14 protein-coding genes are annotated in these 14,565 nt (G+C 34.8%); 11 read left to right on the forward strand and 3 right to left on the reverse strand.

What is annotated here, in order from left to right:
• Positions 1-30: 30 nt before the first annotated feature.
• Both HMPREF9129_RS11335 and HMPREF9129_RS02740 read left to right on the forward strand, forming a co-directional pair.
• Positions 31-2,481: an S-layer homology domain-containing protein gene (locus HMPREF9129_RS11335; protein WP_004820115.1), complete on the forward strand. Its 2,451-nt coding sequence runs from the start codon at positions 31-33 to the stop codon at positions 2,479-2,481.
• Between the two features lie 483 nt (positions 2,482-2,964).
• On the forward strand, positions 2,965-3,648 hold the full coding sequence (locus HMPREF9129_RS02740; RefSeq protein WP_004820118.1) for a hypothetical protein: 684 nt from the start codon (positions 2,965-2,967) through the stop codon (positions 3,646-3,648).
• Between the two features lie 238 nt (positions 3,649-3,886).
• Here HMPREF9129_RS02740 and HMPREF9129_RS02745 read toward each other — a convergent pair whose 3' ends face one another.
• Both HMPREF9129_RS02745 and HMPREF9129_RS10540 read right to left on the reverse strand, forming a co-directional pair.
• On the reverse strand, positions 3,887-4,084 hold the full coding sequence (locus HMPREF9129_RS02745) for a DUF1858 domain-containing protein (RefSeq protein WP_004820119.1): 198 nt from the start codon (positions 4,082-4,084) through the stop codon (positions 3,887-3,889).
• The gene (locus tag HMPREF9129_RS10540) at positions 4,081-4,995 is read right to left on the reverse strand and encodes a hypothetical protein (protein ID WP_050794612.1); all 915 of its coding nucleotides are present in this window, start codon (positions 4,993-4,995) and stop codon (positions 4,081-4,083) included. The genes HMPREF9129_RS02745 and HMPREF9129_RS10540 overlap by 4 nt, the downstream gene beginning before the upstream one ends.
• A 280-nt stretch (positions 4,996-5,275) precedes the next feature.
• On the opposite strand from HMPREF9129_RS10540, the gene HMPREF9129_RS02755 reads away from it, so the two are divergent.
• From HMPREF9129_RS02755 to HMPREF9129_RS02795, 9 genes are all read left to right on the forward strand, one after another.
• Positions 5,276-5,569: an OadG family protein gene (locus HMPREF9129_RS02755; RefSeq protein WP_040552221.1), complete on the forward strand. Its 294-nt coding sequence runs from the start codon at positions 5,276-5,278 to the stop codon at positions 5,567-5,569.
• 18 nt (positions 5,570-5,587) lie between these two features.
• Positions 5,588-6,004, forward strand: coding sequence for a biotin/lipoyl-containing protein (locus HMPREF9129_RS02760; protein WP_004820125.1), 417 nt, complete (start codon positions 5,588-5,590; stop codon positions 6,002-6,004).
• Between the two features lie 75 nt (positions 6,005-6,079).
• A complete protein-coding gene (locus tag HMPREF9129_RS02765) occupies positions 6,080-7,165 on the forward strand; it encodes a sodium ion-translocating decarboxylase subunit beta (RefSeq protein ID WP_115312341.1) in 1,086 nt (361 codons plus the stop codon).
• Positions 7,166-7,230: 65 nt separating this feature from the next.
• The gene (gene gctA / locus HMPREF9129_RS02770; protein WP_004820130.1) at positions 7,231-8,193 is read left to right on the forward strand and encodes a glutaconate CoA-transferase subunit A; all 963 of its coding nucleotides are present in this window, start codon (positions 7,231-7,233) and stop codon (positions 8,191-8,193) included.
• Positions 8,193-8,990 carry a glutaconate CoA-transferase subunit B gene (gene gctB / locus HMPREF9129_RS02775; protein WP_004820131.1) on the forward strand — a complete coding sequence of 266 codons (798 nt, stop codon included), beginning with the start codon at positions 8,193-8,195 and terminating at the stop codon, positions 8,988-8,990. The genes gctA and gctB overlap by 1 nt, the downstream gene beginning before the upstream one ends.
• A gap of 17 nt (positions 8,991-9,007) precedes the next feature.
• Positions 9,008-10,768 carry an acyl-CoA carboxylase subunit beta gene (locus tag HMPREF9129_RS02780; protein ID WP_004820134.1) on the forward strand — a complete coding sequence of 587 codons (1,761 nt, stop codon included), beginning with the start codon at positions 9,008-9,010 and terminating at the stop codon, positions 10,766-10,768.
• A 128-nt stretch (positions 10,769-10,896) separates the two neighbouring features.
• Positions 10,897-11,718, forward strand: coding sequence for an acyl-CoA dehydratase activase (locus HMPREF9129_RS02785; RefSeq protein ID WP_004820135.1), 822 nt, complete (start codon positions 10,897-10,899; stop codon positions 11,716-11,718).
• Between the two features lie 27 nt (positions 11,719-11,745).
• Entirely contained in the window at positions 11,746-13,074 is a 1,329-nt protein-coding gene (locus HMPREF9129_RS02790) for a 2-hydroxyacyl-CoA dehydratase subunit D (protein ID WP_004820138.1), read from the forward strand.
• Between the two features lie 8 nt (positions 13,075-13,082).
• On the forward strand, positions 13,083-14,228 hold the full coding sequence (locus tag HMPREF9129_RS02795) for a 2-hydroxyacyl-CoA dehydratase subunit D (RefSeq protein WP_004820140.1): 1,146 nt from the start codon (positions 13,083-13,085) through the stop codon (positions 14,226-14,228).
• 159 nt (positions 14,229-14,387) lie between these two features.
• Here the strand turns inward: HMPREF9129_RS02795 and HMPREF9129_RS12760 are convergent, their stop codons facing one another.
• The gene (locus HMPREF9129_RS12760; RefSeq protein WP_004820142.1) at positions 14,388-14,516 is read right to left on the reverse strand and encodes a DUF1294 domain-containing protein; all 129 of its coding nucleotides are present in this window, start codon (positions 14,514-14,516) and stop codon (positions 14,388-14,390) included.
• Positions 14,517-14,565 lie beyond the last annotated feature (49 nt).

The following is a 14,565-nucleotide window of genomic DNA, read 5'->3' on the forward strand; positions in this document are numbered from 1 at the left end:
AAGGTTTAAATTAAAGAATAGGAGGATGAAATGAAAAAGAAAATATTTACTTTATTTTTAACCTTAGTAATGATGATTTCAATTGCCAACCCTGTATTAGCAACAGAAACATCAAAAGAACAAATTCCTGAAAAGGTACAGTGGCTCATCAATAAAGGATGGGTTAAAGGAAGAGGGAATGGTCTGGATTTAGACAAGACAATAACAAGAGCCGAAGTTGCAAAAATGGCAGCTTTAATTTCAAACTATGAAAAAGAAGCCGATAATGCTAAAGGGACTCAAGGTAGTTTTACTGATGTAAATGTAGAACATTGGGCTAACGGATATATTAATGTAGCAACTACTAAAGGTTACGTTAACGGATATCCCGATAAGACATTTAAACCGGAAAACCCAATAACAAATGCTGAAATTATTACGATACTTTCTAAATTACATCCTGAATGGAAAACATCTTTAACAGAGGGCAAAATATGGCCAACAGCAGAAGTAAATTTTGCAAAGACAAATAATATCTTAAAAGACATTAAAAATTTAGACGGCAAAAATGATAAAAACGCTACTAGACAAGATGTTTTTGAGATGATATACAATTTATGTCAAGAAAAGATAAGACTTACTGTTAAAAATGCTGAAAAGCAACTAAGCGTTAAAGAAAGCACTAAACCAAGCGCTATAAATTGGTGGTGGAATAATGGTTATTTAGCTAATAGAGAATATGCAGTAAGATTTTATGATATAAACAAAGCTCAACTATACACTAAGTATGTATATGAAGGAGATAGAGTTTCAAGTATAAATGCCCCGGAAGTAGATGGCTATAAATTTGAAGGATGGATGGATAGAGATACCGGCAAATATTTTGAATTTAATGATAGAGTTTATAGAGACATAGATTTAATTGCAAAATATAGTACTGATATGGCTAAAATAAAGCCAGTAGAACCAAAACCAGTAGAACCAAAGCCTGTAGAACCAAAACCAGTAGAACCAAAGCCTGCAGAACCAAAGCCTGCAGAACCAAAGCCTGCAGAACCAAAGCCTGTAGAACCAAAGCCTGCAGAACCAAAGCCTGTAGAACCAAAGCCTGTGGAACCAAAGCCTGTAGAACCAAAGCCTGTAGAACCAAAGCCGGTGGACCCAAAACCAGTAGAACCAAAACCAGTAGAACCAAAACCAGGTGAATTAGACAAACAAATAGAAGCAGAAGCAAACGCTCAATTAAAAGAAACAATAGAAAAAGCAAAGAACGCATTAGAAGAAAACAAAAATGAACCGCAAAAAGCAGCAGAAGAATTAAAGAAAGCAATAGCAAAAGCAGAAAAAGTTCTAAGCGAAGGAAACGTAGAAGCAAAGACAAACGAAATAACAACATTAAACGATGCTAGAATAAAATATTTAAACATAACAACAGAAACAGAAAAATTAAATAAACTATTAGAAGAATCACTTCCGCTATACCAATATAAAAATGCAAGCGATGAGTTTAAAAAAGCCTATGAAGAAGCAAATAAAGTTTCAGTAAACGGTGAATCGCTGGAAGAAGTAAAAGAAGCAATATCAAAATTGGAAAAAGCGATAGCAAAAGAAAAAGAACTAAACAAACAAATAGAAGAAGCAGCAAACACACAATTAAAAGAAACAATAGAAAAAGCAAAAAAAGCCTTAGAAGAAAATAACAACGAGCCGGCAAAAGCAGCAGAAGAATTAAAAACAGCAATAGCAAAAGTAGAAAAAGTTCTAAGCGAAGGAAACGTAGAAGCAAAGACAAACGAAATAACAACATTAAACGATGCTAGAATAAAATATTTAAACATAGCAACAGAAACAAAAAAATTAAATAAACTATTAGAAGAATCACTTCCGCTATACCAAGATGAAAATGTAAGTAATGACTTCAAAAAAGCTTATGAAGAAGCAAATAAAGTTTCAGTAAAGGGTGAATCGCTAGAACAAGTAAAAGAAGCAATATCAAAATTAGAAAAAGCGATAGCAAAAGAAAAAGAACTAAACAAACAAATAGAAGCAGAAGCAAGCGCTCAATTAAAAGAAACAATAGAAAAAGCAAAAAAAGCCTTAGAAGAAAATAACAACGAGCCGGCAAAAGCAGCAGAAGAATTAAAAACAGCAATAGCAAAAGCGGAAAAAATTCTAAGAGAAGGAAACGTAGAAGCAAAGACAAACGAAATAACAACATTAAACGATGCTAGAAGAAAATATTTAGACATAGCAACAGAAACAGAAAAATTAAATAAACTATTAGAAGGATCACTTCCGCTATACCAAGATGAAAATGTAAGTAATGACTTCAAAAAAGCTTATGAAGAAGCAAATAAAGTTTCAGTAAACGGTGAATCGTTAGAACAAGTAAAAGAAGCAATATCAAAATTGGAAAAAGCGATAGCAAAAGAAAAAGAACTAAACAAACAAATAGAAGCAGAAAAAGATAAAATTGATAAACTTGATTTGTCAGAAAAATAAAAAGAATTCTTTAAAAATGAAATAGATAAAACAGAAAAAACTACATCAGTAAAATCTGTATTTGAAAAGATTCAAAAAGATGCAAAAACTCTTATAGAAAAAATAACTAGTGCAAAGTTTGATTTTCCAGCTTTAGAGTATTTAACACAAGAAGAAGTTTTAAAAGCTTTTGATAAAGCTACAACTCCTGATGAAGTTGATAAAGCCGTAGAGAGTTTAAAGACAAAAAATGAAGAAATAAAAAAACGAATAGAAAAAATAAAAGAAGAAAATAGAATTGAATACACGGTAAAAACTACACCGGAGGATGCGATAGTAAAAATCACGGAAACAGGAAAAGATAAACCTATTACACCAGTAGAAGGTAAAAAATATATATTAGATAAACAAAAAAATTATCAATTAAGTGTATCTAAAGAAGGCTATATTAGTAAAAATCAAATTATAGTTGGCTCAACATTAAATAGCAATTTAGATAAAGAAGTGACTTTAACAGAAAAAAAAGGCACACTTATAATTTCTAATGGTGAAGGCTATACTTTTGAAGAAAATAAAAAGATTATTATAGATAAATCTAAATTGCAAGAAATAGACTCTAAATACATCATTGAGTTAAAAGTTACTCCAAGTTCCAATCCAATGGACAATGTGCTTTATACATTAGATAATAATGATCAAACTACGTTAGATGCAGAATTATATGGTAAAGTTAAATTGAACAGTAATGGAAAATTTGAATTTAATAAAGATTTGGAAGTTGGAAAAACATATAAGGCAAAAGCTAGTGCTAAAGGTTATGAAACATTAGAATTTGAGATTGTTATAGAAAATGGAACAAGTAGTCCTAATCCACCATCTTCGGATGAACCACAACCGCCTGAACAACAACAAAAAGTAAAAGTAATATTTAAGTTACAAAATGGTGGAGTATCTGAAAAAAATGAATTTGCCGAAAATGGAAAAAGTATAATAGAAAAATTTTGTAAACAAGGAGAAACTATAACCGTACCTAAAGTTAATTTTAAAATTGGAGGAGTAGAAAATACTTCTTTATTATGGTATGAAGAAGGGAACAAGGAAAAACGAAATTTTGGAAAGGGGAGTAATGTAACTATAAATCTTAAGAAAGATGAGTCTAGTGTTTTAACTATAATAGGAGGATATTAAAAAATAATAGGGTCTGTAAATAATTTTGTGTATAAACCTAAATCATGATATAAGGATAATGGTTGATACATTTTTATGTACCAGTATTAAAACTTTATAAAATTTTGCGTATGGAACTTCCTGATTAGAATAAGGAAAAATTCCTCATGATTACTATTATTTTATAAGGAGTTTTCATATACACTATTTTTATATAAAATAACAAAGAGCGAGAGTGAGTCCACCCTCGCTTTTATATTTAATTAGATTCTAATTTGTTGATAGCAGTAACAAGTGCATCAACATCAATGCCGTGAACCATGGCTGCTTCTTCAAGTGATTCCATTTGAGAAGCAGGGCACATTATACAACCCATTCCAAAACTCATAAGAGTTCCAATAGCTTCGGGTTTATCTTTAAGGATTTCTCCTATAATAGTATCTTTAGTAACTGTCATTTCAGTCCTCCTTTAACATTTATCACACTTAGACCTTTAAAAGTAGATTCACCTTCATAGTATCCAAGAGTAAGAACATAGTTAGCATTTTTATCTATACCCGCCGGCAAGTTGTTTAATTCAATATTTTTTGATTTCAAAACAAAAAATTCACTCTTACCGTCTTGTTCAACTTTTACAATAGGAGTAATTTTCAGGCTACCTTTAAATTTAAGTTGAATAGGCGTAAGTAAAAGCACATTTTCCTCTGACAGGTATTCAACCTCTAAAGCGTGTTGCTGTCCATTGTCAGTTCGACCTATGATATTTGCTTTGTCAGTAAAATCATAAATGCTGATAACATCTTTTTCTGGAGTTAAATCTTTTGTGTTAGAGGAAACAGCTGCAGTTAGGTTAACTAATTTTATTTCTTCACGAGAAGTTAGGTCCTTGGGTTCTATTTTTTCAGACCTTATCAGGACTTTACGCTCAGCTTCATTGTAATCTACAACAAATCCTAAATTTTTGCCCAAGTCTCTAAGCTTAAAGTAGTTGTTTCCGTTAATTAAGTAACCGCTGTATTTTACTTTATCATTGTCAACACGAGCTTTTTGAAAAGCCGGCTGAATTTCAAGGTCTTTTACATCAGACTTTTGCAAATCTGTTGGAAGCGGTTCATATTTTGAAAATCTCTTAATCAATATGTCATTAGTGTCTTCATTAAAATTTACATCAAAGCTAACTTTAGTATCTTTTAAAATGGCGGCAATATCTCTAAGTTTAAAATAATTGCTGCCGTCAATATTATAACCTTGAACTTCAACTTTATTGCCATCTAACAAAACAACTTGATCTGTTACGGAAGCTTCTTGTGCATAAACTACACTTGAAAGAGAAACTGCAAGTAGAGCTGATAAAATTATCTTTTTCATAAGTACCTCCTTGTTCATAATATATCACTTTAGATTATACCATATATGAAATTGAGCATAATAGAAATAAAAACAATTTCTAACTTTTATAGTATAACTACTTGGGCTATAATAGATGGGGAACGATATAGTTACTTGTATTGTAACAGTAGGCTAATAAGAAAAATCTATAGTTAGAAAACCTTATTTGGGTAGGGCTTTGTTGATAATGTAGATTTTATTTGTTATAATTACATAAAGATGGGATTAGTTCCAGTATATGGAATCGGGAGGTGTGTTTATGTGGACTAGCGAAACTATGACGTTGGGAGAAGCTGCCATTTATTCTATAACAGCAATAGCGGTTGTATTTTTGGCTCTTATTTCTATAGCATTATTTGTAAAGATTATCTCAGCTGTCGTTGGCGCAGTGGTAAAAGAAGAATCTGTTACAAAACCCGCAGCAGTTCAATCCAAGCCGGTTGAACCGAAACAAGATTTAAGCGTTGTTGCAGCTATAATTGCAGCAGTATCAGAAGAAACTAAATTATCAGTAGATAAATTTAAAATAGTGTCTATTGAAGAAAAGAAATAATTAGGAGGCAAATTTAAGATGAAGTATCAAGTAAAGGTAGATGGAAAAACATTTGAAGTAGAAGTAGAAAAAGTAGGCGGCGGACCAAGATCACTAAGCATGGCCGATTTCGGAGCTCCTCAAGCTCCAACAGCACCTGTTGCAGCTCCTGCAGCTCCGGCGGCACCCGCACCCGCAGCAGCACCGGCTCCGGAAGCTAAAGCAGCACCGGCAGCATCAACAGGCGGAGATGCAGTTACATCACCAATGCCGGGAACAATCCTTAAAGTAAACGTTAATGATGGAGCTTCTGTAAACGCAGGAGATGTTATAATAATTCTTGAAGCTATGAAAATGGAAAATGAAATTGTTGCAACAACTTCAGGTACAGTTTCATTAAAAGTTAAACAAGGAGAAACAGTTGATACTGATCAACTATTGGCAGAAATAAAGTAAGATAAATAGGAGGAAACTAAATTGAATTTCTTTTCAGTATTACAAGGCATCTTAGGCCAATCAGGATTTGCGTCAATGACTTGGCAAGAAGGTGTAATGTTTTTAGTATCCTTTATACTATTGTATCTTGCTATCAAAAAACAATTTGAGCCACTTCTTCTTTTACCTATTGCATTCGGTATGATGCTTACAAACTTACCTGATGCGGGTCTTATGAGAGAAGCGACAGATCACTGGTATAATTCAGGGGTATTGAGAATAATTTACGGAGGGGTTAAATCAAACCTATTCCCATGTCTAATATTTATGGGTGTTGGAGCGATGACTGACTTCTCGCCATTAATTGCTAATCCGGTTTCATTATTATTGGGATCGGCAGCACAAATCGGTATTTACGTTGCATTCATGATAGCTATTGCTCTAGGTTTTTCGCCTCAAGAAGCAGCATCAATCGGTATCATAGGTGGAGCAGACGGTCCGACAGCAATCTTTACAACATCACAATTAGCACCGAAATTATTAGCTCCAATAGCTGTAGCTGCATATTCATACATGGCGTTAATTCCTATAATTCAACCGCCAATCATGAAGGCACTTACAACTAAAAAAGAAAGAGAAACTAAAATGGTTGCTCTTAGAAAAGTATCAAAAGCTGAAAAAGTAATATTCCCTGTAGTGGTGGTATTATTTACAGCGCTTTTACTACCATCGGTAGCACCTCTTTTAGGTATGTTGATGTTAGGTAATTTATTTAAAGAATCAGGCGTAACAGCAAGACTTTCTGACACTGCTCAAAACGCATTGATGAATATAGTAACTATAATGCTTGGAACTACAGTTGGTGCAACTGCAAGTGGAGAAGCTTTCCTAAATGTTAGAACTCTTCAAATTATAGCTCTAGGGTTAATAGCTTTCTCAGCAGCGACAGTTGCCGGTGTGCTTTTTGGAAAAGTGTTATACTATGCAACAGGAGGAAAGATAAATCCTCTTATTGGTTCAGCGGGAGTATCTGCAGTACCAATGGCAGCTAGAGTATCACAAGTTGAAGGTAGAAAATATAATCCTACAAATTTCCTATTGATGCACGCAATGGGTCCTAATGTTGCCGGAGTAATCGGTTCAGCAGTAGCTGCCGGACTATTCTTATTAGTATTTGGTTAAGAATTTTTGAGGACCTTATTTTAAGGTTCTCAATTGATGTGTAAATAAAAAAGGAGGAATTTACATTGAGTAAAGTAATGAGTTTAAAAGATGCCGTTAGCAAATATGTAGAAGACGGCGATGTAATCAGCTTTGGTGGATTTACAACAAACAGAAAACCTTACGCAGCTGTTTATGAAATTTTAAGACAAGGACAAAAAGAATTTATAGCTGAAGCAGGTCCGGCTGGTGGAGATTGGGACATGCTTATAGGAGAAGGAAGAGTAAAAGCTTATATCAACTGCTACACTGCTAACTCCGGTTATACAAATGTATCAAGAAGATTTAGAAAAGCTATTGAAAAAGGTGAATTACTATTCGAAGATTATTCTCAAGATGTTGAAATGTTAAGACTGCACGCAGCATCACTTGGTCTTCCATATCTTCCGGTAAAACTTATGATGGGTACAGACTTAGTTGATAAGTGGGGTATTTCTAAAGAAGAAAGACAAAAAATTGACAAACTTCCAAATGACAAGTTTGTATATGTAGAAAATCCGTTCACAGATGACAAAAAAGTTGTTGCAGTACCGGTACCTGTAATTGATACAGCAGTTATTCACGTACAAGTTGCATCACCGGACGGAACTTGCAGAATTATCGGAGATGAATTCCACGACATTGACATAGCTGTAGCAGCGAGAAAAACAATTGTAACTTGTGAAGAACTTGTAAGTAACGAACAAATCAGACGTGACCCAACTCTTAACTCAATCCCGGGATTCTGTGTGGATGCAGTAGTTCACGTACCATACGGTGCTCACCCATCACAATGTTATGATTACTATGATTATGATCCGGCATTCTACAAAATGTATGACAAAGTAAGTAAGACAGAAGAAGACTTCAATGCATACATGAAAGAATGGGTTTACGACATTGAAGAACATGATCAATACTTAGATAAATTAGGTGCGACAAGATTAATTAACTTACATCCTGTTCAAGGCTTTGGATATGCTACAAATGTCCTAAAGGAGGTTAAATAATGGCAAGATATGATAACTATACAAACAAAGAAATGCAAGCGGTAACAATCGCTAGACAAATTAAAAACGACCAAATCGTTATAGTTGGTACAGGACTTCCTCTAATAGGGGCTTCTGTAGCTAAAAGAGCATTCGCTCCGGAATGTCAAATAATAGTAGAAAGCGGTCTTATGGACTGTTCTCCAATCGAAGTACCAAGATCAGTAGGGGATAACAGATTTATGGCACAATGTGCTGTTCAATGGCCAAATGTTAGATTCATAGGGTTTGAAGCTTGTGAATGGTTGCACAACAAAGAAAGAATGATAGCTTTTATCGGGGGAGCTCAAATCGACCCATATGGAAATGTAAACTCCACAGTAATCGGGGATTATAACAATCCTAAGACCAGATTTACAGGGTCAGGTGGAGCTAACGGTATTGCTTCATATGTAAACACTGTAATTATGATGCAACATGAAAAAAGAAGATTTATGGAAAAAATAGATTACATTACATCTCCGGGTTGGATGGATGGTCCCGGTGGAAGAACTCGTGCAGGAATTCCTGAAAATGTAGGACCTCAAATGGTTGTAACTGACAGGGGTATTTTGAAGTTTGATGAAGAAACTAAGAAAATGTATTTAGCCGGATATTATCCAACATCAAGTCCTGAAGATGTGCTTGAAAATACAGGATTTGATATAGATGTTTCTCGTGCAGTATTACTTGAAGCACCGGATGAATCAGTAATCAAGCTAATAAGAGAAGAAATTGATCCAGGCGAAGCGTTTATTAAAGTGCCTGTAGAAGAATAAATATTGAGAGGAGATTCATGAGTAATTATTCATTAAATCCATATTTTAAACATATGCAAGCAATTGGTAACCCTTTAAAAGCGGCTAACCAAGAAAATTTTGACCTTGTAAGACAAGTTGAAATTGAAATTCAAAATGCTATCCAAACTGCTCAAGCTGCCGGAAAACCGGATGATAAAATAAATGAAAAGGGAGAATGGACAGCGCTTCAAAGACTTGCAGAATTAGTTGACGAAGGAACTTGGTGTCCATTAAACTCGCTATTTGATCCGGCTGACAACGACACTGGTTCAACAGGTATAATCAAAGGACTTGGACGTATAAATGGGAAATGGGCTATGATAATAGCTTCAGATAACAAGAAATTAGCAGGAGCTTGGGTACCACATCAAGCAGAAAATCTTGTCAGAGCATCTGATACAGCCAAGAGACTTAGAGTGCCTCTAGTATATGTATTAAACTGCTCAGGTGTAAAACTTGACGTTCAAGAACAAGTATATCCAAATAGAATTGGTGGAGGTACTCCATTCTATAGAAATGCTGAACTTAATCAATTGGGCATACCTGTAATAGTAGGTATTTACGGAACTAATCCGGCAGGTGGCGGATATCACTCTATATCCCCTACAATCCTTATAGCTCACAAAGATGCCAACATGGCGGTTGGTGGAGCCGGGATCCTTGGCGGTATGAATCCTAAGGGATATATAGATGAAGAAAGTGCAAACCAAATTGCAGATGCAACAACTAATGCAAAGAAAGTTGCTCCTCCGGGATCTGTTGGAGTTCACTTTGCTCAAACAGGTTTCTTCAGAGAAGTATATGTTGAAGAAGAAGGCGTACTTGAAGGAATTAAAAAATATGTAGATATGCTTCCATCATACGACCCGGAATTCTTCAGAGTAGATGATCCTAAGAATCCGGCATTTGATGTAAATGATCTATACTCAATAGTTCCGATGAACCCTAAAAAAGTTTATGACATTTACGACGTAATCGCCAGACTTGTAGATGGTTCAGAATTTATGGAATATAAGAAGAGCTATGGCCCTGAAATGGTAACAGGTGTTGCAAAAATAGCCGGTCTTCCAGTGGGTATTGTTGCAAATGCTCAAGGGTTCCTTATGAACTATCCGGAATACAAAGAAAAAGCTATTGGAATTGGAGGTAAGTTATATAGACAAGGTCTTATAAAGATGAATGAATTTGTAACACTTTGTTCTAGAGATAAACTTCCTATTATCTGGATTCAAGATACATCGGGAATTGATGTAGGTGATGATGCAGAAAGGGCTGAATTACTAGGTCTTGGACAATCACTAATCTACTCAATCCAAAATTCTGAAATTCCGCAAATGGAAATCACTTTGAGAAAAGGTACAGCAGCAGCTCACTATGTACTAGGTGGTCCACAAGGGAATTCAACAAATGCATTCTCAATAGGAACAGCAGCTACAGAAATCAATGTAATGAATGGAGAAACAGCAGCAGTAGCTATGTACTCAAGACGTCTTGCTAAAGATAAGAAAGCGGGAAAAGATCTTCAGCCAACAATTGACAAAATGAATGCTTTAATTGAAGATTACAATACAAAATCAAGACCAGCATTCTGTGCAAAGACAGGAATGGTTGATGAAATTGTAAACTTGAATGCAATCAGAAATTACATGATTGCTTTCACGGAAGCATCTTATCAAAACCCTGAGCATGTGTGCCCTGTTCATCAAATGCTTCTTCCAAGAATCATTAGAGATTTCGATAATCTTTATAGGAAGTAATTAATAGGCAGGCTGCAAAGCCTGCTTTTTACATACTTGGTGTTTTTGACATAAAGTTTGCTAAGTAGTACAATTATGTTTAACAAATATAAATTTAATATAATTAATTTAAGTATGGAAGGGAAAGTATGACAGAATCTATTTACACAATGGGGATAGACATTGGTTCTACCGCAACAAAGGGTGTAATTTTAAAAAATGGTAGGGAAATAATCGCTAAGACTGTTATAGATGTTGGGGCAGGAACAAGCGGACCTAAGAGAGCAATTAAGAATGTATTAGAAGCGGCTAATATGACAAGAGATGACATACAATTTGTAATGGCAACCGGATATGGTAGAAATGCGCTTGAGGAAGCAGATTTCCAAATGTCTGAGTTATCTTGCCATGCAAAGGGGGCTTATTTCTTATTTCCAAGAGTTCACACTATTATAGACATAGGAGGACAAGATGCCAAGGCGCTTAAAATAGGAGATGGAGGAGTTCTAGATAACTTTGTTATGAATGACAAGTGTGCCGCAGGAACAGGAAGATTCTTAGATGTAATAGCAAAAGTTTTGGAAGTAAATGTATCCCAACTTGAAGAACTTGACGAGAAGAGTGAAAAAGATATCGCAATTTCATCAACTTGTACAGTTTTTGCAGAATCAGAGGTAATTTCTCAACTGGCACAGGGAACTAAGATTGAAGACATAATAAAGGGGATACACGTTGCAATAGCAAGTCGTGTAGGTTCTTTAGCTAAACGTGTAGGAATTCAAGATGATGTTGTAATGACAGGCGGTGTGGCACTGAATAAAGGTATGGTAAGAGCACTTGAAAGAAATATCGGTCATAAGATTCATACTTCTGAGCTATGTCAATTAAATGGTGCTCTAGGAGCAGCATTGTTTGGATATCAAAAATACCAAAATAATTTAAAGAAGCAACAGAGAGACGCTAATAAATAACAAAAGCCTTTTTTTGGAGGAGGAATTATGGCTAAAAAAGTTTTAGAAAAAATACCGGGAATCAAACCAAGACCGGTTGAAGGACACAAACCGGCAGCAGCAGTACTTAGAGGCGTGGTAGACGCCGTTTATGGAGATGCATGGGATGCAAAGCAAAGAGGAGAACTGGTAGGATGGAGTTCATCTAAGTTCCCAATTGAACTTGCAAAAGCATTTGATTTACAAGTTGTATATCCAGAAAACCATGCAGCTACAACAGCAGCAAAGAAAGATGGACTTAGATTGTGTAATGCAGCAGAGGATATGGGATATGATAATGATATTTGCGGATATGCAAGAATATCTTTAGCATTTGCGGCAGGGGAACCTACTGATTCAAGAAAGATGCCTCAACCTGACTTCGTACTTTGCTGTAACAATATCTGTAACATGATGACAAAATGGTATGAAAATATTGCAAGAATTCACAACATACCTATGATAATGGTAGACTTTCCATTCCAAAATACAAAAGAAGTATCTGAAGAAAAAATTGACTACATGGTAGGACAATTTGAACATGCTATAAAACAACTTGAAGAATTAACAGGTAAAAAATTCGACCAAAAGAAATTTGAAGAAGCTTGTAACATAGCTAACAGAACAGCTGCAGCTTGGTTGAAAGCTTGTTCATACATGGCGTATAAACCATCTCCGCTAAGTGGATTTGACCTATTCAATCACATGGCAGATATCGTGGCTGCAAGATGTGATGTAAGAGCTGCTGAAGGTTTTGAACTTTTATCAGAAGAATTTGAACAATCAGTAAGAGAAGGTACTTCAACTTGGGAATACCCAGAAGAACACAGAATACTATTTGAAGGAATTCCTTGTTGGCCGGCGCTTAGACCATTATTTGAACCATTAAAGAATGCAGGAGTTAACGTAACAGCAGTTGTATATGCACCGGCATTTGGATTCCAATATAACGGAATCAGAGAAATGGCAGCAGCTTACTCAAAGGCACCATGTTCAGTATGTATAGAAGATGGTGTTGAGTGGAGAGAAACAATGGCTAAAGAAAACGGAATCAGTGGAGCTCTTGTAAACTACAACAGATCATGTAAACCTTGGTCAGGAGCAATGCCTGAAATCGAAAGACGTTGGAAAGAAGATTTAGATATTCCGGTAGTTCACTTCGATGGAGACCAAGCTGACGAAAGAAACTTCTCTGAAGAACAATATAAGACAAGAGTTCAAGGTCTTGTTGAAATAATGGACGAAAGAAAAGAAGAAAGAGAAGCTAAAGGTGAAGAAGTTTATACAAACTTTGAAAACACTAAAGAGACTGACTGGTCAAAGCCAACTATTGATTGAGGTGTAGCATGGAAATTAGAGAAATATTAGATAAATTAACGCATATCGCAAATAATCAAAGAGAACAAATAGACAAATACCTTGCAGAAGGTAAAAAAGTAGTGGGGATATTCCCATATTATGCACCTGAAGAGATAGCTCATGCAGGTGGATTAGTTCCAATAGGAATTTGGGGTGGACAAGGTCCAATTGATAAAGCTAAAAATTACTTCCCAACTTTCTACTATTCATTGGCATTAAGATGTTTAGAAATGGCTTTAGATGGAACACTTGATGGACTTAGTGCATCAATGGTAACAACACTTGACGATACATTAAGACCATTCTCACAAAACTATAAAGTATCTGCCGGCAGAAAAATACCTATGGTGTTCTTAAACCACGGACAACACAGAAAAGAAGAATTTGGAAAAATCTATAACGCAAAGATTTTTGATAAAGCAAGAAAAGAACTTGAAAAGATCTGTGGAGTAGAAATTCCGGATGAAAACTTTGCTAAGACTTTTGAAATCTATAATGAAAACAGAGCATTAAAGAGAGAATTTATAAAGTTAGCAGCAGACCACAGACAAACTGTAAAAGCTTCTGAAAGATGCCTTGTACTTAAAGCATCATGGCATATGTTAAAAGAAGAACACAACGAACTTCTCAGAGAATTAAATTCTAAACTTAAAGAACTTCCAGTAGAAGAATGGGATGGACCAAGAGTAGTTACAAGCGGTGTTATCACTGATAATGAAGGTTTATTAAAAGTATTCGATGATTATAAGATAAACATAGTAGCAGATGATGTTGCAAGTGAATCAAGAGGATTTAGAATTGATGTTGATACATCAATAGCAGACCCGATGATGGCACTTTCAGACCAATTTGCAAGAATGGATGAAGATCCAATTCTTTATGATCCAGATATCTGGAAGAGACCGGAGTTTGTAGTTAAACTTGCAAAAGATAACGATGCAGATGGATGTCTACTTTTCATGATGAACTTCAATGATACGGAAGAAATGGAGTATCCATCACTTAAACAAGCTTACGAAGCAGCTGGCATACCTCTTATTAAAATGGGATATGATCAACAAATGTCTGACTTCGGACAAGTTAAAACTCAACTTGAAACATTTAACGAAATGGTTCAACTTAACAGAATGTAATATGATGAAAGACTTCTCAAGAACGAGAAGTCTTTTTTACGTAATAAATTATTATAATGTAAATAGGATTGAGTTCAAACAAAATTTGTAAGAATGAAATTTTTAAGAAATAGAATAAAATTAAGCAGTGAATTACAAAAAAGATAGGCACAAAATTAATTAATTTTTAGTCTTGTGATGAAAAATCAACATAGCTAAAATAGAACCTAGACTTCCAAATAAAAAAGATGATAAAAGAAGATTGAATTCAGAGATTCTATTTTGTTTTTGATAGCTTTTTCTTATCACTAAAATATAAGATAAAAGAAAATAAATTTGAAATAATTAATAGATAAAA

It is taken from the genome of Peptoniphilus indolicus ATCC 29427 (assembly GCF_000227315.1).
Taxonomy (GTDB): Bacteria; Bacillota; Clostridia; order Tissierellales; family Peptoniphilaceae; genus Peptoniphilus; species Peptoniphilus indolicus.

What these genes read in the sequence shown, in the direction of transcription:
- HMPREF9129_RS11335 (WP_004820115.1), top strand. Translation starts at nt 31, where the DNA reads ATGAAAAAGAAAATATTTACTTTATTTTTAACCTTAGTAATGATGATT.
- HMPREF9129_RS02745 (WP_004820119.1), bottom strand. Translation starts at nt 4,084, where the DNA reads ATGACAGTTACTAAAGATACTATTATAGGAGAAATCCTTAAAGATAAA.
- HMPREF9129_RS10540 (WP_050794612.1), bottom strand. Translation starts at nt 4,995, where the DNA reads ATGAAAAAGATAATTTTATCAGCTCTACTTGCAGTTTCTCTTTCAAGT.
- HMPREF9129_RS02755 (WP_040552221.1), top strand. Translation starts at nt 5,276, where the DNA reads ATGTGGACTAGCGAAACTATGACGTTGGGAGAAGCTGCCATTTATTCT.
- HMPREF9129_RS02760 (WP_004820125.1), top strand. Translation starts at nt 5,588, where the DNA reads ATGAAGTATCAAGTAAAGGTAGATGGAAAAACATTTGAAGTAGAAGTA.
- HMPREF9129_RS02765 (WP_115312341.1), top strand. Translation starts at nt 6,080, where the DNA reads ATGACTTGGCAAGAAGGTGTAATGTTTTTAGTATCCTTTATACTATTG.
- gctB (WP_004820131.1), top strand. Translation starts at nt 8,193, where the DNA reads ATGGCAAGATATGATAACTATACAAACAAAGAAATGCAAGCGGTAACA.
- HMPREF9129_RS02780 (WP_004820134.1), top strand. Translation starts at nt 9,008, where the DNA reads ATGAGTAATTATTCATTAAATCCATATTTTAAACATATGCAAGCAATT.
- HMPREF9129_RS02785 (WP_004820135.1), top strand. Translation starts at nt 10,897, where the DNA reads ATGACAGAATCTATTTACACAATGGGGATAGACATTGGTTCTACCGCA.
- HMPREF9129_RS02790 (WP_004820138.1), top strand. Translation starts at nt 11,746, where the DNA reads ATGGCTAAAAAAGTTTTAGAAAAAATACCGGGAATCAAACCAAGACCG.
- HMPREF9129_RS02795 (WP_004820140.1), top strand. Translation starts at nt 13,083, where the DNA reads ATGGAAATTAGAGAAATATTAGATAAATTAACGCATATCGCAAATAAT.